Here is a 21697-nt window from a genome sequence, read left to right as displayed (position 1 = left end):
ATATTCTTGTGCTTGCCGGAGATATTGCCTATCTCGGCACTGAACTGTATTCCGAACATCCATTCTGGGATTGGTGCAGCCGCAACTTCAATCGGACTATCGTTGTCCCCGGCAATCATGAACTGTACCGCAGTTTTGATATAAATGAACTATGCGAGGGCTGGACATTGGATATACGCGCAAATGTCAAGGCTTATTATAACTCTGTAATCTCGCTTGACGGTGAAACCGACTTGATAGTCTCAACACTTTGGGCACATATCCCACCCTCCGAGGCTTATTTCACGGAACATGGAGTTGCCGATTTCAGAGCGATTCGGGATGGCGACCATAGACTCTCATGGAACAGATTCAATGATGAGTACGACAAATGCGTGGAGTTTATCAGAAAGAGTGTTGAACATAGCAACGCCCGAACAAAGATTGTCGTCACCCATCATGTGCCGTCATTCGACCTTATGGCGGAGGAGTTCAAAGGAAGCCTTATCAACGGGGCCTTCACATCCGATTTGAACGCTCTGATGGAATCTCTGCCTATTGACTATTGGATTTACGGACATTCACACCGCAATAATGACCGGGAGATTGGAGGCGTGAAATGCGTCAGCAACCAACTCGGATATGTATTCTCAAACGAACACGGAGATTTCAAGAGAGACAAGATAATTGAGATTTGACCGTAGCATAAAGACTAATCTGATGATTCCTATTGAGACAACTATTGCAGTTAAAATTTTTAATTTTTCCGTGAATATATTTGGTGTTTAGTAAATAATCCCTACCTTTGCACTACGAATTAAAAGGAAAACCAATTTTTCAATACAGAAAAAAGAAAAATTTTCAAAAGATGACACGATTTTACGCATATCCGTTTTTTTATTATTTTTATTTTGACAAAAAATAAGAACGGGATTTGCACGCGTAAATTTTTCACATACCTGCGAAATATTTTTCCAAATCATATAATCCCGTTCATACCCGAACGGGATTTTTTTAATATGTTAAGAATTTAATTGTGTTTTAACGTCTAATATAGGAAGAGATGAAGAAAGTCACCATACAAGGTGTGGCCGGATGCTATCACGATGCCGCCGCTCACCTTTATTTCGGCAATGAAGAGATTCAGACAATAGCCTGCGAGACTTTTCCGGCTATGTTTGACACCCTCTCGACCGATGCGTCGCTCTTAGGAATCGTGGCCATCGAGAACACCATTGCCGGGAGTCTGCTGCAGAACCATGAACTGCTCCGGCAGAGCAACCTCCGCATCATCGGCGAGCTTAAACTCAGAATCTCACACGTCCTGTGTGCGCTCCCCGGTCAGGAGATTGACGAGCTTTCGGAAGTCAATTCCCACCCTATGGCCCTCATGCAGTGCGAACAGTTCCTGCGCCGCCATCCAAACCTCAAGATAGTCGAGCATCTCGACACTGCCGGAAGTGCGAAAGAGATAGCCGAAGGGAAGCTGACCGGTCATGCCGCAGTCTGCGGAGAATATGCCGCGAATCTCTACGGCCTGAACATACTTGAAAAGAGCATCGAGACCAATAAGCGCAACTTCACCCGCTTCCTCATCATAGCCGACCCGCTGCTTGCCTCGGAAATCGGACCGGCTGAGCGCGACATCAACAAGGCTTCAATCGTATTCACTCTCCCCCACACACACGGCGCACTCTCAAAGGTGTTGACCATCCTCTCTTTCTACGACATCAATCTTTCGAAGATACAGTCAACCCCGATTGTCGGGCGCGAATGGGAATACAGATTCTATGTAGATGTCACTTTCGACAGCCTTGTGCGCTACCATCAGGCCATCGAAGCGGTGAGACCGCTCATCAAGGACCTCAAAATCCTCGGCGAATATGCCGAAGCGGGCATAACCCACGCCTGAAAAAACTGACGCAAGGCAAACTCATCAAAATCCAACGAAAAAAAATCACCAAACTCATGGAAATAAAACCTTCACAGAGAGTAGAGAACATAAAGGAATACTACTTCTCGACAAAACTTAAAGAAGTGGCGGCCATGAAGGCTGCCGGCGACGATGTGGTGTCGCTCGGAATCGGAGGGCCTGACCGTCCTCCCCATCAGGCAGTCATCGACACAATGACCGAAGCGCTCAACTGCCCTTCCAACCACGGCTATCAGCCCCACGTCGGAGTGCCCGAACTGCGTGAAGGTTTTGCCCGTTGGTACAAGAAATGGTATGACGTTGACCTTGACCCGAAGTCGGAAATCCAGCCGCTCATCGGCTCCAAGGAGGGTGTCACACACATCTCTCTCGCCTTCCTCAATCCCGGCGACGGTGTGCTCGTCCCCAACCCCGGCTATCCGACCTATTCCTCAATCAGCAAGCTCGTCGGCGCTGAGATATTCAACTACGATCTCGTCGAGGAGAGCGGATGGCAGCCGGACTTCGAAGCTCTGGAGAAGCTTCCCCTCGACCGCATAAAACTGATGTGGCTCAACTATCCCCACATGCCGACAGGTGCCCGCGCAAGGATGGAGACTTTCGAGAAGGCCATAGCTTTCGGCAAGAAGCACGGCATAGTGATTGTCAACGACAACCCCTATTCCTTCATCCTCAACGACACTCCAATGAGCATCATGCAAGTGCCTGGAGCGAAAGAGATAGCCATAGAGATGAACTCGCTCAGCAAGAGCCACAACATGCCGGGATGGCGCGTCGGTATGGCTGCATCCAACCCCACATTTATCTCATGGATACTCAAAGTGAAGAGCAACATTGACTCCGGACAGTTCAAACCTCTCATGCTTGCTGCCGCAAAGGCACTCGAAGCCGACAAGGACTGGCACGACGAGGTCAACGCCGTCTACGCGTCGCGCCGCAAGGTGGCAGAGCAAATCATGGGTGAACTCGGTTGCACCTTCGATCCGACTCAGAGCGGACTCTTCCTCTGGGGAAGAATCAATGACCCGAACGTCACATCGGAAGCCCTCGCCGACCGTCTGCTCCATGAAGCGAAGGTATTCCTCACTCCGGGATTCATCTTCGGATCAAACGGCGAACGTTACATCCGCATCTCGCTCTGTGCGACCGAGGAGCGCATGACCGAAGCGCTCAACCGCATAAAAGCACTCAACACAAAATAATTTATCCGAATAAAAAACTTATACATAGAATATAGACAATTATGGACATGGAAAATATCAAGCCGCTCGCAATCGACGGAGTGGAACTCACCAAGCCTATCATCATCTCAGGTCCTTGCAGTGCAGAGACTGAGGAACAAGTGATGCAAACAGCCCGCGAACTCCTGCGCACAGGTGTCAAAATCTACCGCGCAGGCATCTGGAAACCCCGCACCAAACCCGGAGGTTTCGAAGGTGTTGGTGTCCCCGGACTCGCATGGCTCAACAAGGTCCGCGAGGAGACCGGCTTGAAAATCTCGACCGAGGTAGCCAACCGAGGCCACGTCGAAGCAGCGCTTGAATATGACATCGACCTCCTCTGGATCGGTGCACGCACCTCGGCCAACCCGTTCGCAATGCAGGAAATCGCCGACGTACTCCGTGAGAGCGGACGCGACATCCCCGTGCTCGTCAAGAACCCCGTGAACCCCGACCTCGAACTCTGGATCGGTGCACTCGAACGCCTCTACAATGCCGGAATCACCCGTCTTGGTGTCATCCACAGAGGTTTCAGCACCTACGGCGAACACATCTACCGCAACCATCCGCAATGGCGCATCCCCCTCGAACTCCGTATCCGCTACCCGCAGCTCCCCATCATCTGCGACCCCAGCCATATCGGCGGCAAACGCGAACTCATTGCCTCACTCTCGCAGCAGGCACTTGACATGGGCTTCGACGGCCTCATCATCGAGAGCCACTGCAACCCCGACTGTGCATGGAGCGACAAGAACCAGCAAATCACACCGGAAGTGCTCGGCGTGATTCTCGACAACCTCGTGTATCGCGACGCACCGGTGCCTACTGAAAGCCTCGCACAGCTCCGTCGCCAGATTGACCAACTCGACAATGAGATGGTTGAAATCCTCGCCAAGCGAATGAACATCTCGCGCGAAATCGGTGCCTACAAGAAAAACCACAATATGCCCGTCGTGCAGCCGGGACGTTACGGCGACATCATGCACACCCGCGTCAAGACCGCAGCCGCAGCCGGTGTTGACGAGGACTTCATGCGCAAGATTCTCTCGACAATCCATGAGGAGTCAGTAAGAATCCAGGTGGAACTGACCGAAAACAAGAAATAAAACAGAAACGAATCATACAGAAGCCTGCCGGCGGGTTCTGCTTGCAGGAGACCGGCAGGCTTCAATTATATATATTTCCACAGAAACATAGACAGAGATGAAAATTTTGATTCTCGGAGCCGGAAAGATGGGCAGCTTCTTCTGCGACCTCCTCTCGTTTGACCACGAGGTGGCAGTCTATGACCCCGACCATCAGCGCCTGCGCTTCACATTCAATGCTCTCCGCTTCAAGGAACTCAGCGAAATCGAGGCCTTCGAGCCACAGCTCGTCATCAATGCGTCGACGGTGAAATACACCCTCCAGTCCTTTCAGTCCGTACTCCCCTACCTCAAACCGTCGTGCATCATCAGCGACATCGCATCGGTCAAGACAGGGCTGCCGGAGTTCTATGCCTCGTGCGGCCATCCTTTCGTCAGCACCCACCCGATGTTTGGCCCGACGTTCGCATCGCTCAGCAACCTCAGCAATGAAAACGCTATCATCATCAGCGAGGGTGACCATCTCGGCAAAGTTTTTTTCCGCGACCTCTACTCGCGTCTCCATCTCAACATCGTGGAGTATTCTTTCAAGGAGCATGACGAGACCATCGCCTACTCCCTCTCGATACCCTTTGCCGCGACATTGGCATTTGCAGGAGTGATGAAGCATCAGGAAGCCCCCGGCACGACATTCAAGCGCCACATGCAGATTGCGCGCGGGCTGATGTCGGAAGACGATTTTCTTGTCAGTGAAATCCTTTTCAATCCCAATACTCCCGAACAGATTGAAAAAATCCAGGAACAGATGGCTGAACTCCTCGAAATCATCAAGCACCGCGACAGCGAAGCCATGAAAGCCTACCTCGCCCGAGTGAGAGAGCATATCAGATAATCCCACTCTAAAAATGATTGGACAGTAATAAAACAATATCAATTGTTCTATTAAACTGAAAGAGGCTGTGTCAAAATGAACTGCACCCCAAAAGTTAGACAAAAAACTTTTGGGGTGCAGTTCAAATGAGCACAGCCTCTTATCAGATATGTCGCTAATAAATTATGTAATCCAACGTTTATTTAAGAGTCACGTTTTCGATGACACAATTCTCGATATTTGAGGTATCGAATGTCTTTGACGGATCGACGGCCCAGATATCGCGGAATGTGAAGTTGGTGAGGGTGTAGTCGTCGGTCTTCTTATCCTTATAGAAATCGCGGGTACATTCGAGGTGGCCGTTGATAAATGTCACGTTGTCGACACCCGAGGCAGGCATCGGATCACGGTCAACCTTGTTGAAGAACTGAGTCCATGTCTGAACCTCAACAGCATTGCGGACCGTACCGGTAGCACCGTCAATGAGGACATTGCGGTATTGCTGGGGAGTGTCGGGACGCATCTTGAAGAGAAGCACATGGTAGGTGCCGTTAAACTTGCAGTCCTTAAGTATGACATTGGAGCAGTCCCAAGCCTCGCTACCGAAAGTGACACCCGCGTTTGTCTTGCCGAAGGTGCAGCGGTCAACGATGACACGATTGACGCTACCGTTACCGGCAATGGTATCGACGTAGGTACCCTTACCACCTTTGAGGCAGACACCGTCGTCGTTCACGTTCATGTAGCAATTGCTGACGAGCACATCGTTGCAGACATCAAGGTCGATGGCATCAGTACTCGGGCCTTTGGGATAGCCGTCGGTCGGAGCGAGTATAGTGACACCGAGATATTTGATTCGCTCGCAATTGTAGAGATGGTTTGTCCAAAAACCGGAATTGACCATGTGGATACCGCTGACTGTGACATCCTTCGAGTTCGAGATATAGGCCATGCGCGGACGGAGCGCTTCGAGATTCGTACACTTGCGGTTGACCTTACGGCGGAGCCAGAATTCATCGTAGAAACGATGGCCGTTGCCGTCGATGGTTCCTTCACCTGAAATGGTGAAACCGTCACACTTGTCGGCATTCACGAGAGCGGCGAAATAGTCGATTGTCTGGCCCTCAAGTCTGGTTTTCACGATTTCATAGTGAGTGATGGCATCACTACCTTTCAGCTTACCGCCTTTGAGGATGTGGAGATGTGTTCCCGGCTTGAAGAAGAGCGAACCGCTGAGGAAGGTACCTTCGGGAATGACAACCACGCCTCCGCCGTTGGCGGCAGCCTTGTCGATAACGGCCTGAATGGCCGCGGTCTGGATGACGGTACTGTCGCGGCCAACGCCGTGGTCAGTAATCACATACTTCTTGCCAAGCTTATCGACTTTAGGAGCCTTCGAGTCGTTGAACCATGCCGGAACTGCGCTTCCGTCAGGAAAATTCTTGAACTCTGCATGAACACCGAGGGCAAAAGCCGACAGCAGCGCGAACATTATCGCCTTGGAGCTAAATTTCATAATAATCGGTTTATTAGAGATAAGATAGCGCAAAGGTACAAAAATTATGGCATTTTCACCAAATAACGTTCAGCATCCAAAAGCCACAGGGCTTTTCAATATCTGAAATCTGTTTCCTTTACGAAGATACGGAAGTCTTTTATGGCTCCCGGAGAGTGGGATTCCATTCTCGGGAGGTATTGCAGACCTCGCAGAGTGTGTGGGGCTCCGAGGTCTATAACTATTGAATGAGGATAGGCGATCCCGGAGACAGTGGACCAATAGGTTGATTCCTGCAGGTCAAATGTCTTGTCGGCGGCATGATTGCCTTTCTTTACTTCTTCCGAATCAGCATATCTCACTTTCCACGGTTCACGCGAGATGCGCTTTCCATCAGCATCCGTCAGATACAGCTCTGCGATTGCCGCTTCATCGCCGCCATCCTGTGAATTGAGAAGTTCCAGACAGACATATCTACCCTTTACGGGTGAATCGAAGTCTATTTCCTGCCATCCGTTGCCGGAAGCGAAAGAACCGGTAATTATGGCAGTCTCTGCTGAGAGGTCGAGAGTACCGGTCGTATCGCGGTGAGTGATGGGAGCTGTTTGCTGAAGTTTGTCGATAATCGGTTTATCAAGGCCTTCGGTCACAGCCTTTTTCGGACCGATGATGTCGAAGATGACAATTTCATTCTCACCCTTCCGAAGCCAACATCCGGGGAGATAGAGCGTCTGTTGAGGTCCGATTTCCCAAAAGCGTCCGAGCGGATGACCATTGACATAGACAAGCCCCTTTCCCCATGTTTCCATGTTGAGAAAGGTATCGCCCGTTTTGTTGAGATTGAAAGTTGTACGGTAGACACCTCTCGGCATCCTGCCATCATCGCCGGGGGTGAAAGCCTCAACCGGAAAATATTCCATTGAATTGTAAAATTCTTCTTTGTCATCAAGGTTGAACACTTCCCAGTCGCCGAGGTCGCAGACGAATTTATGCCCGTCACGGTTTTCGGTTATGGTCACATTATCTGTTATACCTTTGAAATCTTTGATGGCACGTCCGAAATTGATACGTCCCATTGCCTCAACAAGAATCTCGAGCGTTGCACCTTTACCGACCGATGGAAGTTGCAGGCTTTTCTCACCAAGACGGCGGTCAAGTTTGCCGATGTACTTTCCGTCGAGGAATACCTGGGCAAAATCATGGGCATCGTTGACGGTCAGCAGTGTGGAAGTCGGCAATTCCGGAAGCACGGTGCGGTAGAGGATGCTGCCGAAGCCCTGATTATATTCCTCCATGGTCTTTATCTTTTCATCCTTATGCGGGGCCGGAAGGTTGGCGAAAAGCGGGCCAACTTCCGTCAGTCCGAATGCCGGGATTTTGATTGTGGGGATGGCTTTCGGTACAGGCGGCAGTTTCCTATCGGAATATTTTGCGAGAGTTTCCCGTAGAGCATGATACTTCGGCGTTGGTCGGCCGGATTCACTTATCGGAGCATCGTAGTCGTATGATGTGACGTCAGGAGCAAACCCCGGGGAGTTTGCTCCGGCCCAATGTCCCCAGTTTGTTCCTCCGTGAGTCATGTACAAGCTGAATGATATGCCTTTCGATAGCATCTCATCTATCCCTGCAATCATATTTTCGGCAGGTCGGGTCTCATGGTTGCCACCCCACTTGTCAAACCATCCGCTCCAGAACTCGGAACACATCAGAGGGCTATCCGGGCGCACCTCCTTCAATTTTGCAAACTGCTTGTCGATATTCGCGCCGGTGCCGAAATTCAGGGTCCAGATAAGATCGTCAAGACCATTATTGAGGAAATTGGAAGCCCAGTCACACTGAAACAGCGTGACCTCCTCACCGAAGTTTTTACGCAACATATCCCGGATGGCACCTACATACTCCTTGTCGGTTCCGTATGAACCATATTCATTTTCCACCTGCACCATGATGATGGGTCCACCATTGGCTATCGTCATGTCTGCAACCTGAGCGGCCACTGCTTTCTGGAATTTGTCTACACGCTCCATGAAGCAGGGGTCTTGTTCACGCAGACGTATATCTTTTTTCTTGAGCAACCACCAGGGCAATCCACCCATCTCCCACTCCGCGCAGACGTATGGACCGGGACGGAGAATGACATACATATCATTTTCCTTGCAGAGCCTGATGAATTCCGCAAGGTCATTCTGTCCGGTAAAGTCAAATTTATCGGGTTCACTTTCATGTGCATTCCAGAACACATAGAGACAGATGGTATTCATCCCGAGCGCCTTGCACATCTTTATTCTGTGTTCCCAATAATCCCGGGGGATTCGGGGATAGTGCAGTTCGGCAGCTTTGACGACAAAGGGCTTGCCATTAAGAAGGAAAGTACCTTTTCCGGCCTCGAAAGAGCCAGCAACGGGGGCAGAAGTTTCGGCTTCATTGGAATTGGCAAAAAGCATTGTCGGCGAAAGCAGGCAGAGCGAAGCGCAAACAATGGTGTTGATGAGTCTTGACATAGCGTGGGGTTGTTATAAAACTACTTTTCAGAGCGGCTTACGATTACAAATCCGTGGTTGGGATGGATAGTCACCGGAACAGCACCCGGATTCTTGACAGCCAGCTTTTTAGCCTTAAGACTGTCAACGGGAGTGTCTGTGTAGATTTCCACCGTCTGACCTTTTTGGAGCATCGGCAAGTTCAATTTCAGATTAATCGGATGGTCAAGGGCATTTACACCGCTGACATACCAACTGTCGCCATGTCGACGCGCAATGACCACATATTTCCCGGGATACCCGTCGATGTAGCGGGTCTCATCCCACGTCGTCGGCACCTCTTTCATGAAAGCAATGGCATCATCGGGCGCCTCAGCATAGCTTTCCGGTGTGAGGGCAAAGTTCTGCACTGGATTTTGGAATAGTATTGCCGTGGCAAGCTGAAAGCCATCGGATGTGCGCCGGATATTTCCGTGGCGGTTCTCCTTCCCCATACGCTTGTTGAGGACAGTGCCACCATATTCCATCGAACCGACAGCATTGCGTATGAAGGGATGGAGGGTGGCATTGAATGCTTCCTTGTCGCAGAAGTCCTGCGAAAATATAAGGTTTTCCGATGCCAGCACGGCCTCGCTCCCGACATAGTTGGGATAGAGCCGTTCCCACCCTCGCGGGAGTGTGCAACCGTGGAAAATCACACTTATTCCATAGTCGGCCGCATCACGGAGGATGTCTTCATACAGACGCATTGTCTCCTGCTTGTCTCCACCGAAAAAATCGACTTTAATGGTCTCGACACCCATGTCTTTCAACCATTTCATCTCTTTTTTGCGCGGAATCGGACGTGACATCAGATTCGTAGGTCCCTGAACTATATCATTCCACCAACCGCTTGACGAGTACCACACGGCAATCTTCACGCCTTTACTGCGAGCATAGTCGGAAAGCAGTTCCATTCCATCGCGACCGATTCTTGTGTCCCACCAGTTGTCCACGAGCGCATGGTCATAACCCATCTCGGCTGCAAGATCTATGAATTTCTTCTGGTCATCGAAATTGATGCTTCCATCCTGCCAGATGATCCAGCTCCAAGTCCCTCGGCCGGAGGTTTTGGCGTCCGCTTCATAGAGCGGATCGAGAGGTGCCCATGGGATGACGGTCTCCACAATTGGCCCGAGGTTGTCGGCAAATGTGAGAGTGCGCCACGGCGTAGCTCCCGGTAATGATATTCCAGGTTCCGCGCTGCCGTTGCCATTGTTTTCCTCCTTCATCGGGTAGGTCAGTTTATACATGCCGTCGGTGAAATCACTCAACCGCGATGCACAGTATGCCCCGTCAACTCCGGTCTCGCTGACAAGCACCCATCCGCTGTCACCAACATGGAACAGCGCCGGGAAAGTGTAGCCACATCCGAACTGCGAGGGCGTATCCATCGGAGCATCGTTGCTATATTCCTCCTCATAGCTTGGTTTGGTCCTTTTCCAACCTATCATCGGCTCGCTCTGCGGAGTGATGAATGTTGTCGTATGGTCAGGAAAACGGAAACCGGTCGTTTCATCCATGATGACAACACTACCCGTATCCTTCTGCCGCGGAATCAAGTAACGGAATGCAATGTCGTTGTTTCCAACAAGCCACTCTATATCAAATTGTTGTCCGGCGGAGTTGGTATAGGTTTCAACAAGACGGTTAGCTTCAAAATGGACTTCATCATGCTTGATTCTGTCCTGCTTGAAGTGTCTGACAAACTTGTCGGTGGAATCTTTCACCACTGACAGGCCTCTGCTGAAATCGCCTATATCGGTTTTGAATCCAAGAGGCGAGTTTTCGAGCATCGCGACTCCTTTGTGTCTTATAGAGTAAACGGCCGAACCGTCTTTAAGCTCCGTGGTCAGAATTGTCTGTCCGTCAGGACTTGCAGTCTCTCTTGCTGCAATATCATTACCCACGACGAGCAGGGCAATAGCTGCGATATATGATTCGTAGTGCATCACGTTGGTATTAAATGGTTTGTAGTGTACGGTCTCAGCGTGTTTCGAATTCGTTGCGGAAATCATCGCCGGCCTTGACGAGCGGACGGGTTGCAGATGGCGACATGGGAAGCCATACACTCATCTGTCCCTGTCCACGGTGTGCCCATGCGTAGTAAGGTATGAGCGAGAGATTGACATCTTTCAAAGCGAGGTTTCCATCAGCCGCGCGCGTCAGGAGCTGCGCTTTTCCGTGGAGGATGGTTATACCGTTGAGACGGTCTGTTTTCTCAGCCTCGAATCCTGTTGCCGGATTCACGACGGCCTGCTGAATGTCGAAATCATTGTCGGGCCATTCAGCACAATAGACAAGCGGACCCCTCTCTACAGCTACGCGGCCGATGTCGGCCTTGACATTATCGTTGGCGGCAATCATTCTCGGGGTCATGTCGAAGTTGAGCTCAACGGTATCACCCTTTTTCCATTTGCGGGTAATTGTCATGTAGCCTTTGTCGAGTTCACTTTTGACTTCCTCGCCGTTCACTCTGACACTGTAAGGAGTGGCTGATGTATTCCCTATATAGGAATAGAGGTCGCTTGGAACCGGCTTGCCTTGAAGTCTGCCTGGGATTCTGAGTTTGAGCGAGAATTCTCCCGCACGGTTTCCATCGATGCTTACCGTCACGTTCCCTTCGCGGGTGTAGTCCCCTTTCTGAGAGAGCATCACCTTTTTTCCGGCAACCGAAAGCTCGGAAGAGTTGCCTATATAGAGATTGACATACACATCCTTATCCTTCACGGCATACACATAGCCCGGAAGGGAGGGAATGAAACGGCAGATGTTTGACGGACAGCACGCACAACCGAACCACGGTTGACGTTCGTAGTTCCCCTCGCTTGCCAGTGGATTAGGATAGAAGAATTTACCACCATCGATGGACATTCCTGCTATCAGACCGTTGTAGAGTGTGCGTTCGACAACATCATAATACTTCGCATCCCCGTGAAGAAGGAAAAGGCGATGGTTGACATATACGTTACCGATTGCAGCGCAGGTCTCACAGTAAGCCTCTTCGTTGGGCAAGACATAGTTGGCATCAAAGGCCTCACCCTTGTGTGTGGCACCGATACCTCCTGTGATATAGTATTTTTTGTTTACGATATTGTCCCAGATTCTGTCTATTGCATTGATGTAGGCACTGTCACCGGTAAGGGCTGCCACATCAGCCATTCCCGCATACATATAAGAGGCGCGGACGGCATGACCCACGGCCTCATCCTGTTCCACTACCGGCTTGTGTGCCTGACTGTAGGCATCCTTGCGGGCAGTGTAGCCACGTTTATCAAGGAAAAATTTAGCCTGGTCGAGATACTTCCTGTCACTGGTGACGAGATAGAGACGTGCGAGAGCCATCTCGGCAATCTGATGGCCGGGGACGAGTGTGAGCTGACCCGGGGCCTCGCCTATCGACCGGCAAACGCAGTCGGCATAGCGTATGGCTATATCGAGAAAATTTCGTTTCCCGGTAGCCTGATAGTGAGCCACGGCTCCATCTATCATGTGACCCAAATTATAGAACTCATGGCTGAGAATCTCCACTCTTTCCCATCTCTTGCCCGGAGCCATCCATGAATGTGGTTTGGCAGGATTCATGGTGAAGGACGTGTTCAGATAACCATCCTCTTCCTGCGCTCCGGCCACGATGGTAAGGACACTGTCGATATAAGCCTCCAGTTTCTTGTCGGGATATGTCTGGAGAAGATAGCTCGCACCCTCGATGGTCTTGTAGACATCCGTATCGTCAAACGGGAATCCACCCACCTCATAACTCTCACTCGGATTGGCAGCCTTTATGAAATTGTCATAGCGTCCGCTTTCCTCGCATTTACTGAAGGCAAGAGGAATGGTCACGTTGCGCGCAGCTTCAAGCCTCTGTCCCCAGAACGGATCATCTATCTTTACGGAAGTGAACGGGACAGGCTCGATCGGATAGCCGTGATGGGTCATTTCGGCATTGGATGCTGAAGCATTTGCTGCGTTGACGGCCAGACCAAAGGTGGCAAATATCAAAGCGGAGAATATTGATTTCATCTGTGCGGAATTATTGGTTTTTGAATTAAGGCAGATTGGTCGGAACAAAAATTTTCCTTTTGCAAATATAGCCATTACAATGAAGAAGTAGCGTTAAAAATTCAATCAATAACGTTTAAAAATCAATCAAAATGCCACTTTTAATGCTGAATGAATCAATCAATAACGATTTTGAGTCATTTGAGGTCCAAATATGGATGAAATATGTCACTTAAGGCAAAAACTGCAAAAGAGACCGCAAGAAGAGATAAACTTTTAGGCTTTTTGGGATGTTGGTATGTTACCGTAAAACCATCTGCCATCGCAATTTTCAGCAGAATATTCTTTACGGTCACGACCTTTTATAATTTAATCATACTTACACCTCACAACCAATTAAAGATTGTATGGACAAAAAGACACTCACCTCTGAAAACGGCCGTCCGATTGCCGACAACCAGAATGTTCAGACAGCAGGTCTACGCGGACCGATGACAGTTCAGGATCCGTGGTATATTGAAAAAATTTCCCATTTCGACAGGGAAGTAATCCCCGAAAGAAGAATGCACGCCAAAGGCTCCGGAGCATTCGGAACATTTACAGTCACCAATGACCTCAAGGATGTCACACGCGCCTCAATTTTTTCCGAGGTCGGCAAGCAGACTCCATGCCTCGTCCGTTTCTCTACCGTTGCAGGCGAACGTGGAGCAGCCGACGCGGAGCGCGACATCCGCGGGTTTGCAATGAAATTCTACACCGATGCCGGCAACTGGGATCTGGTGGGCAACAACACCCCGGTGTTTTTCCTCCGTGACCCGCTCAAATTCCCCGATTTGAACCATGCCATAAAGCGTGACCCACGGACAGGAATGAGAAATCCGACAAGCAACTGGGATTTCTGGACCCTCCTGCCCGAAGCACTCCATCAGGTGACAATCACCATGTCGCCCCGAGGTATCCCCGCCTCTTTCCGCCACATGCACGGTTTCGGAAGTCACACCTACAGTTTCATTGACAAGAACAACCGGCGCACATGGGTGAAGTTCCACTTCATCACCCAGCAGGGAATCAAGAATCTCACCGATGCGGAAGCCGAGGCAATCATCGCCAAGGACCGTGAGTCGAATCAGCGTGACCTTTTCGAAGCAATCGAACGCGGCGATTTCCCCAAGTGGAAACTTTATGTGCAACTCATGACCGAGGATGAGGCCAAGACCTACCATATCAATCCCTTCGACCTCACCAAAGTGTGGTATCACAAGGATTTCCCACTGCGCGAAGTCGGTGTCCTTGAACTCAACCGCAACCCTGAGAATTTCTATGCAGAGATTGAACAGGCAGCCTTCAATCCCACCAACATCGTTGACGGCATAGGCCTTTCGCCCGACAAAATGCTCCAGGGACGTCTTTTCTCCTACGGCGACGCACAGCGCTACCGTCTTGGCGTGAACCACAACCTGATTCCCGTCAATCAGCCGAAATGTCCGTTCCATTCCTATCATCGCGACGGAAAGATGCGCACCGACGGCAATCTCGGTGCGACAATCAACTACGAACCGAACAGCTTCGGCGAGTGGAAAGACTCCCCCGACCGAAAGGAACCTCCGATGGAACTCCACGGCGATATGTTCAACTATAACGAACGTGAATTCGACGATGACTACTACACACAGCCCGGCAAACTGTGGAGGCTTATGAGTGCTGAAGACAAAGCTGCAACATGCTCCAACACAGCAACCCAGATGGCTGACGTGCCACTTTTCATCAAACAACGCCACGTCAGAGCCTGTCATCTCGCCGATCCCGAATACGGCAAAATGCTCGCCGACGCCCTCGGAATCAGTCTGGACGAAGCCCTCGTCGCCGAAGATCCGGCCCATCCCGCCTGGGACAAACGCAAGCTCTAAAACTATAATAAAAACTTATTAAATCGTGTGGCTGTACCGTAATTTTTTACGATACAGCCACATAATGTAATGCAAATTACTAATTAATTAGCTGCCTAACACTTATCCACACCTCAAAATTTACCATGTTCGTCTCTTTTTAGTATTGACCAGAGTGAGCATTGCGGAGGCATATCTGCGGCCAAGTTCACGATAGCCTTCGGAGGTGAAGTGGAGGCCGTCGGGTGCGCCTGGACATCCTTTGGAACTGACGACGGTGGCGTTGGGAATGTGCTGAGGGAGGGTCGCCACGATTCCATTCATCGATTCACACACCCCTCCTTCCTCTTTCGAAAGCATCTCACCTGCAACGAGCGGTACACACTCCGCATCAAGACCGAGATCGGCAATCAAGCGGTCGTAGACTGCTTTCACCTTTGCCGGCCACTCACTGTCGCCGGTATTTGATTCTCCCTGATGAAGAAGTATGCCTTTTATGACACCTGTCCGCTGTGCCTCGCGGGCCATCTCGACAAGCCGTTTGTAGGGATTATCCTTATATGCCTTTACTATATTCTTCAACCAGTCCGGTTCCGACTCAATGTGTTCTGCACATGAATTTGGATCGAACAGCTCAATCTTGCATCCGCCGACAGCCACATTTATCACCCCTACCCTTACCTTTTCGGGCAGAGCCTCAACCATAGACCGGCCGAAATAATCGGCAGGACAAAGACCGGTGTTTTCCCTCACAAGCGGCGGAACAGCACTGTACCAACGACCGGCCATACGATTTTTAGATGGCATATCGACAACCGACATCATCCGGAAACGTGGACTGACGGCAGAAGTGTCCACCGCCTCGTAGGGGGCGGCGCCCTCCATGTTGGACTGTCCGAGGCAGAGATAGACATGGAAATCCGGATCTGGACGATTGACTATGACAAATCCACCGTTTTTCGGAATTGAAACCTTCACCCTACCCTTCTTGTCGGGACGGCAATCTTTCAATGAGCCGGAAAGAGATGAATCATCGGAATACAATGACAATGGGACACCTCGCATTTCCTCCGGTAGAGATATGGTGAGCTTTCGGGTCTCATCGGAAGCATTTATGCCGCAGACATACCAGACATCACCATGACGGCGAGCCAACACAACATATTGACCCGGATAGCCATCTATATAGCGCGTTTCATCCCAAACAGTCGGGACTTTTTTCATAAAATCCACTGCCCATTCGGGTGCATCCGTCAGATTGTTGGGGGCAAGCGCGAAATGCTGGACAGGACTTTGAAAAAGGACAGCAGTGGCGAGAGCAAAAACATCGGAAGTCACGCGCTTCGAACCCTTGGCTTCATTGTTGGCACTATAGTATTTATTAAGTGTGCTTCCACCGAAATCCATACTGCCAACCGCATTGCGGAGGAAAGGGAGGAAGGTTGCATCGAATGCTTCCCGGTCACATTCACCCTGCGAGAAATGCAGGTTCTCACTTGCACGGACAGCTTCACTCGCCGCATAATTGGGATACATACGTTCCCAGCCGCGCGGAAGAGTGCAACCGTGGAAAATAACCAGAATTCCATAGTCATTGGCATCCGCGAGAATATCATGATAGAGACGCATGGTCTCCTGTTTATCGCCGGCGAAGAAATCGACCTTAATGCCCCGGATTCCGTTTTCCTTCATCCACGCCATTTCCTTACGGCGTTTTACAATATCGTTCATAATACCTCGTGGGCCTTGCGGAGCATCGTTCCAATGTCCGTTTGAATTATACCACAGATAGAGGTCCACACCTTTCGACTTTCCATAACGGGCAAGTTCCTCCACCTTATCACGGCCAATCTGCGTATCCCACAACGCATCGACGAGGACGCTTTCATAGCCCATATCAGATGCAAAGTCTATATAGCGTTTCTGCTCATCAAAATTGCAACTGCTGTCCATCTTGATGATCCAGCTCCATGTGCCGCGCCCATAATTATACTTGTAATCTATGGAAGCATCATAGAGTGGCCTCACGACATCGAAAGGAATCGTGGTCTCCACTATGGCCGCAGGCGTATCGCCGACTGTAATGGTACGCCAGGGAGTAAGCCCCGGGAGCATCACGGCTGCGGAAGTCGAACCGAAACCGTTCATCTCCCCCTGATGTGGATAAGCGACGGTATAGCTGCCGTCGGGATTTCCACTCAGATGTGAGCCACAGTAATCGCCCGCCACTCCTGTCTCCGAAATCAGAATCCATCCATTATCACCGTTTCTAAACAGACATGGAAAAGTGTAACCCTCACCCCAACCGTTTCTGCCGGTCGGCTCATCTGCCGAATAGTGGGTCTCATAACTTGGAGATGTACGCGCGAATCCACCCATCGGGCCACTCTGCGGACAGAGGAATGTCGTCGTACCCTCCGGCATGACAAAACCGGTAGCTTCCGAATCGACCACACAGCAGAGAGTATCGCCCTGCGGATGCAGGCGGTATCTGAACGCCACATTGTTGTCACTGACCTCAAAAATCACATCGAAAATCTCCTTGCCGTCACGGCTGAATGTGAATTCCTGACGGTTAGCCTCGTAATTCACACGACTTGTCTTGATATTGGGAAGAGAATAAGAGTCACTCACCCTCGTCACAGGACTCGCCTTCGTCAATGTCATACCGTCAGAATAGTCACCGAGATTTGTCACCAAACCCAAAGGTGATTGTAGAAGGAAAGGCTTTCCGTCATAATCAACGGTATAGACCGGACGTCCCTCCGACTCGCCGACCGTCACCACGGTCAAACCATCGGGAGCAGCAATTTTAAAATCATCACACCATGCAGCCATCGGAAACAGAATGGCTGATAAAAGTATATATCTCATCATAGTCAAGAAATGTATCCGGTTTATTTTTTAGAGGGTGTTTAATAATAAATGTTAATCCGTGGGCGGTTTATCTTTGAGGGATTATCCCGTAACAATGAGGGAGTGTGCCCTTTGGCACTCGACCGTCATCGCCTTGGCGCTTTCGCAGCTTGCGGAGAAAGAACAGTTACGGGATAAGCGCCAAAGAGAAACCGAGGCAACGGTATTATAGTTTCATTGTATTTCATTAAAGTTTATTCCTTTTGTCATGAGGATGTATTAAGCTGTAAAAGTTACCTTCGGCTTTCCGTCTTTCGGGCATCTTTTCCGCTTTGTTTCAGTCGTGTACATTAAGTACACTCCCTCAACGCAGCAGAAAAGCTCCTCCGAAATACGGGACCCACGGGTTAACATTTATTTTTAAACACCCTCTTATTTCACAACAAGCTTACGGCCACCTGCGACATATATTCCCGGCTGCAATCCGATGCAAGCCTCCGCGGCAGGGACATCCGATCTTACTTTGACACCCTGAAGATTGTAGACATCTACCCTATCCTCCTTATCCGGAGAAACGACAAGGTCAAGGCCGGATTCGCCATCCGGATTATCGCTCACATAAACGCTCTTTATTCTAAATGGAGCATTGCCCCACGACCAGAACCCGAGGATAAATACATGTGACATATCCATTTTCCTCCCGTTACCACTGACAACATCCGAAAGATCAAACACAACCTTTTGCCCGTTGCCAAAGTCAAGCGCACCCGGATCAGACCAATAATTGTCAGTATCAAAGATTCGAAAAGAAACAGCCGAATTGTTCGGGCCATCCATCTCGGCAATCAGATAGCGATAGGCCGACAGATCCAATCCTGAAGGATATTTCCATCCGGCAAATCCGTATTTGCCTGTGGTGATTTCATGTGTCGATTGATTGAATGAACCGGTTTCCCAGATTGATGGATTGAAATATCCGTTAATAAGTGGAAATGGAGTTGATTCAAACTTCACATCCACATCATGGCGCGTCCCGTTCACGGAATAAGAGACAGATGCGGTAGTCGTTCCGATTGAGCGGGCATTGAACTTGCCATCTGACCAATCCACAATCTGCGGATTATCAATTGAAATCTCAAGACCGGAACTTACATTTGACTGATAGTCCTCCTTATAGTTGGCAATCACCGCAGCCCCAAGCGAACTGCCTGTCATGATGACACACTCATCACCATCCTGATTCGAAGAGAATGACAATCCTACAGATTCAGGTTCGGGAAGCGGGTCTCCGGCATATTCCTTGAACCAATGATAAATCGACCACGGACATGCCTGAGGATCATTCAGGAATGTATAGTTTCCTGTTGTTGCAGGAGTATCCTTGAATTGTGCAAGATATTCGCATCCGGTAAACAAGAGCCAGCTCACATTGCCGGAATTATCGGCAAGGAGCTTGAAGTTTGCACCGAATCCCTCGCCAAGCATGGTACCGGTGATACTCTTTCCCCAAGATGCCTCATATTTCGACGGTGCCCAATCCATTTCGGTAACCATTACAGGCGCAAAGTCCGCAACAGGTTTTATTTGTGCGTCCCATCCTGCCGAAAAAGAAGAGAACCCACCGCCATAGCTACCACCAAGCTCATGGCTCGGTTCGATGGCATCGCTTCCATACCATCCGGGATAGACATGGACGGCATATCCTATATTTTCGCCTTTTACAGGATATTTTGCAAATCCGGCGTATTGCGACTGATAGCCTGTTCCCGGAATCCAAAGGATGTTTTCACAGCCGTTCGAGCGCATGAGATCAACGATTTCCTGAAAATATATGGTCAGATTCTTGAAGCAGCCATCAGTGTTGGCACCAAACTGCCCGTCGGAGCCTTTTATGTGGATAGGTTCATTTGCAAGTTCGAACATGATGTGAGGATTATTCTTCAACTTAGCCTGTGTCGAAACATATCCCCACACCTTTTTCAGATAACGGTGATAGGCATCCCCAATCTCGATATTTTCGGGACACACTCCCGGCGGACGCATCACCACATAAAGTCCTTTCGAAACCGCATATTCAGCCATCGGGATAAAGACTTTGTGAAGATATGTAGTGAAACGGTTGAAATCAAAGGCTGAAATGTCATTCTCGCCGGTGGTTGCCACTCCGGGAGTGTTTGACCAATACGGATCGGCATGAAGCCTGAGGAAACTCATCTTCCATCCGGCGACAAGAATCTCGTCAATCTTCTGCTTATTATATTTCAGACAGGCATCGACATCATAATTTGACCACTTTGTGCCTTGCTCATTGAACCAAGGACTATAGGTCTGTGCAAAACCGTGAAGATTCACGATGTTGCCGTCAGTATCCTTAAGATAGCGACCATCGACATGAAGGACAGGCATATCCATCCCCGGCCACGCCCAAGCGGACATTGCAACTGTCGCCAATACTGCGGAAAGAAACAAACGTAATGTTTTCATGATAATTGCATCTTATTTGAAATTCCAATAATCAAAATTGAACAGTTTCGGTCCTTTCCGTCCTTTAAATACAAAATAAAGGTCATGGACGCCGGGAATTTCCATCAATGCAGGCACTTCGATGTAGCGCCATTCCTCCCAACCTCCGGTTCCCGGGACTTCAAGAGTTGCCACGAGGTCGCCGTCAACTGCATCGAGGCGCACTTCTATGCTCCCGCCTCTGAGAGCACTCGCCACTGAAGCGCCGAATTTGGCAGGAGCACCGCTGCCGAAATTCGCACCCGACACCTTTATATAATCTCCATTGTGAATATCGCTGACATATACTCCGGTATTCGAGTTCATCTCAGTACTGACACCCTTTGACCAGGACATTGTTTCCGCTTCCACACGTCGCATCGGATCTAGAGTTCCGACAGAAGGAGCACCTTCATCTGTAGGATGGATAACCGGAATGGTACCGTCGGGATTGTACTCAAACGGTTCCACCGCAACACTGCGCGCAAAGCCACCTCCACCGGGCAGTTTGCCGGTGTGGTAGAAGAAATATGATTTTCCCTTATAGTCAATGATACCGCTATGGTTAGTGAATGAATTTGTATCCGACAAAGGCATTATCTCGCCCATGTACTTCCACGGGCCTGTCGGACTGTCGCTCATGGAATAAGCGATATGCTCGGGAACTCCACCGGCGGCATAGACAAGATAATATTTGCCGTCACGTTTGAAAAACCAAGGTCCTTCCGTGTAGTTGTCGCGATATTTCTTCCCCTCCACACGCTCTTTCGGACCGGGAGCGCCGAAGCCATCCTCCGTTTGGATGATTTTCTGGACTTCACCGTCAAAGCTCACCATATCCGGATTGAGTTTCACATAGTATATCTCAGGATTACCCCAGTAGAGATAGGCCTGTCCGTCATCATCGACAAACACCGTCGGGTCAATGTAGTCCCAGCTTCCATCAACGAGCGGATGGCCGAGGGCATCTTTGAATGGGCCGGTAGGGCTGTCACCGACAGCGACACCGATGGCCATAGTCCCCGACAGTTTGGAATGCAACGGAACATAGAAATAGAATTTACCGTCGCGTTCGACGCACTGCGGTGCCCACGCGCGGTCATCGCCCCACGAAAAATCCTCAATCGCGAGCGGCGAACCGTGGTCGGTCCAGTTTACCATATCCGTGGTCGAGTAGACACGCCATTCCTGCATCCAGAAAAAATCGGCATTGTTTTCGTCATGCCCGGTATAGATATAAAGCCTGTCGCCATGCACCATCGGAGCCGGGTCCGTGGTGAAACATGTCTGTATGATGGGATTCTCGGCCAAAGCCATTGTTGCCGGTCCGTAAATCATCATTCCGGCAA

13 protein-coding genes and 1 pseudogene are annotated in these 21697 nt (G+C 50.0%); 6 read left to right on the top strand and 8 right to left on the bottom strand.

What is annotated here, in order from left to right; all coding sequences use genetic code 11:
- The 5 genes from QZ310_RS06380 to QZ310_RS06360 form a co-directional block, all read left to right on the top strand.
- Positions 1 to 677, top strand: a 677-nt coding sequence (locus QZ310_RS06380) for a metallophosphoesterase (protein ID WP_297071558.1), incomplete at its 5' end; no start/stop codon positions are given.
- Positions 678 to 1042: 365 nt separating this feature from the next.
- Complete coding sequence (locus QZ310_RS06375) at positions 1043 to 1891, top strand: prephenate dehydratase (protein WP_297071556.1); 849 nt, start codon at positions 1043 to 1045, stop codon at positions 1889 to 1891.
- A gap of 56 nt (positions 1892 to 1947) precedes the next feature.
- Complete coding sequence (locus tag QZ310_RS06370) at positions 1948 to 3114, top strand: aminotransferase class I/II-fold pyridoxal phosphate-dependent enzyme (RefSeq protein ID WP_297071554.1); 1167 nt, start codon at positions 1948 to 1950, stop codon at positions 3112 to 3114.
- Between the two features lie 47 nt (positions 3115 to 3161).
- Complete coding sequence (locus QZ310_RS06365) at positions 3162 to 4238, top strand: bifunctional 3-deoxy-7-phosphoheptulonate synthase/chorismate mutase type II (RefSeq protein WP_297071552.1); 1077 nt, start codon at positions 3162 to 3164, stop codon at positions 4236 to 4238.
- Between the two features lie 97 nt (positions 4239 to 4335).
- Entirely contained in the window at positions 4336 to 5109 is a 774-nt protein-coding gene (locus QZ310_RS06360) for a prephenate dehydrogenase/arogenate dehydrogenase family protein (protein WP_297071550.1), read from the top strand.
- A gap of 178 nt (positions 5110 to 5287) precedes the next feature.
- On the opposite strand, the gene QZ310_RS06355 is transcribed toward QZ310_RS06360, so the two are convergent.
- The 4 genes from QZ310_RS06355 to QZ310_RS06340 form a co-directional block, all read right to left on the bottom strand.
- Complete coding sequence (locus QZ310_RS06355) at positions 5288 to 6604, bottom strand: glycosyl hydrolase family 28 protein (protein ID WP_297071548.1); 1317 nt, start codon at positions 6602 to 6604, stop codon at positions 5288 to 5290.
- A 95-nt stretch (positions 6605 to 6699) separates the two neighbouring features.
- The gene (locus QZ310_RS06350; RefSeq protein ID WP_297071546.1) at positions 6700 to 9084 is read right to left on the bottom strand and encodes a beta-galactosidase; all 2385 of its coding nucleotides are present in this window, start codon (positions 9082 to 9084) and stop codon (positions 6700 to 6702) included.
- Positions 9085 to 9104: 20 nt separating this feature from the next.
- Positions 9105 to 11054, bottom strand: coding sequence for a glycoside hydrolase family 97 protein (locus QZ310_RS06345; protein ID WP_297071575.1), 1950 nt, complete (start codon positions 11052 to 11054; stop codon positions 9105 to 9107).
- 34 nt (positions 11055 to 11088) lie between these two features.
- On the bottom strand, positions 11089 to 13041 hold the full coding sequence (locus QZ310_RS06340; RefSeq protein ID WP_297071572.1) for a glycoside hydrolase family 127 protein: 1953 nt from the start codon (positions 13039 to 13041) through the stop codon (positions 11089 to 11091).
- Between the two features lie 470 nt (positions 13042 to 13511).
- Between QZ310_RS06340 and QZ310_RS06335 the strand changes: the two genes are divergently transcribed.
- Positions 13512 to 15011, top strand: a complete 1500-nt coding sequence (locus QZ310_RS06335) for a catalase (protein ID WP_297071544.1) — start codon at positions 13512 to 13514, stop codon at positions 15009 to 15011.
- Positions 15012 to 15131: 120 nt separating this feature from the next.
- On the opposite strand, the gene QZ310_RS06330 is transcribed toward QZ310_RS06335, so the two are convergent.
- The 4 genes and pseudogenes from QZ310_RS06330 to QZ310_RS06315 form a co-directional block, all read right to left on the bottom strand.
- Positions 15132 to 15932 carry a sialate O-acetylesterase gene (locus QZ310_RS06330; RefSeq protein ID WP_297071570.1) on the bottom strand — a complete coding sequence of 267 codons (801 nt, stop codon included), beginning with the start codon at positions 15930 to 15932 and terminating at the stop codon, positions 15132 to 15134.
- Positions 15930 to 17867, bottom strand: a pseudogene (locus QZ310_RS06325) (glycoside hydrolase family 97 catalytic domain-containing protein); the annotation flags it as partial. The gene QZ310_RS06330 and the pseudogene QZ310_RS06325, both read right to left, overlap by 3 nt.
- A gap of 411 nt (positions 17868 to 18278) precedes the next feature.
- Positions 18279 to 20330 carry a cellulase family glycosylhydrolase gene (locus QZ310_RS06320; RefSeq protein ID WP_297071542.1) on the bottom strand — a complete coding sequence of 684 codons (2052 nt, stop codon included), beginning with the start codon at positions 20328 to 20330 and terminating at the stop codon, positions 18279 to 18281.
- Positions 20331 to 20342: 12 nt separating this feature from the next.
- On the bottom strand, positions 20343 to 21689 hold the full coding sequence (locus QZ310_RS06315; protein ID WP_366141971.1) for a glycoside hydrolase family 43 protein: 1347 nt from the start codon (positions 21687 to 21689) through the stop codon (positions 20343 to 20345).
- Between the last annotated feature and the right edge of the window lie 8 nt (positions 21690 to 21697).

The organism is uncultured Duncaniella sp. (assembly GCF_910577345.1).
Classification (GTDB): domain Bacteria; phylum Bacteroidota; class Bacteroidia; order Bacteroidales; family Muribaculaceae; genus Duncaniella.
The sequence above is the reverse complement of the archived record's forward strand: the minus strand, read 5'-3'. Positions and strand labels throughout refer to the sequence as shown.

Coding starts and splice junctions, on each gene's coding strand:
- QZ310_RS06320 (WP_297071542.1), bottom strand. CDS start 20,330: ATGAAAACATTACGTTTGTTTCTTTCCGCAGTATTGGCGACAGTTGCA.
- QZ310_RS06360 (WP_297071550.1), top strand. CDS start 4,336: ATGAAAATTTTGATTCTCGGAGCCGGAAAGATGGGCAGCTTCTTCTGC.
- QZ310_RS06355 (WP_297071548.1), bottom strand. CDS start 6,604: ATGAAATTTAGCTCCAAGGCGATAATGTTCGCGCTGCTGTCGGCTTTT.
- QZ310_RS06345 (WP_297071575.1), bottom strand. CDS start 11,054: ATGCACTACGAATCATATATCGCAGCTATTGCCCTGCTCGTCGTGGGT.
- QZ310_RS06350 (WP_297071546.1), bottom strand. CDS start 9,084: ATGTCAAGACTCATCAACACCATTGTTTGCGCTTCGCTCTGCCTGCTT.
- QZ310_RS06370 (WP_297071554.1), top strand. CDS start 1,948: ATGGAAATAAAACCTTCACAGAGAGTAGAGAACATAAAGGAATACTAC.
- QZ310_RS06315 (WP_366141971.1), bottom strand. CDS start 21,689: ATGATGATTTACGGACCGGCAACAATGGCTTTGGCCGAGAATCCCATC.
- QZ310_RS06335 (WP_297071544.1), top strand. CDS start 13,512: ATGGACAAAAAGACACTCACCTCTGAAAACGGCCGTCCGATTGCCGAC.
- QZ310_RS06365 (WP_297071552.1), top strand. CDS start 3,162: ATGGAAAATATCAAGCCGCTCGCAATCGACGGAGTGGAACTCACCAAG.
- QZ310_RS06340 (WP_297071572.1), bottom strand. CDS start 13,041: ATGACCCATCACGGCTATCCGATCGAGCCTGTCCCGTTCACTTCCGTA.
- QZ310_RS06375 (WP_297071556.1), top strand. CDS start 1,043: ATGAAGAAAGTCACCATACAAGGTGTGGCCGGATGCTATCACGATGCC.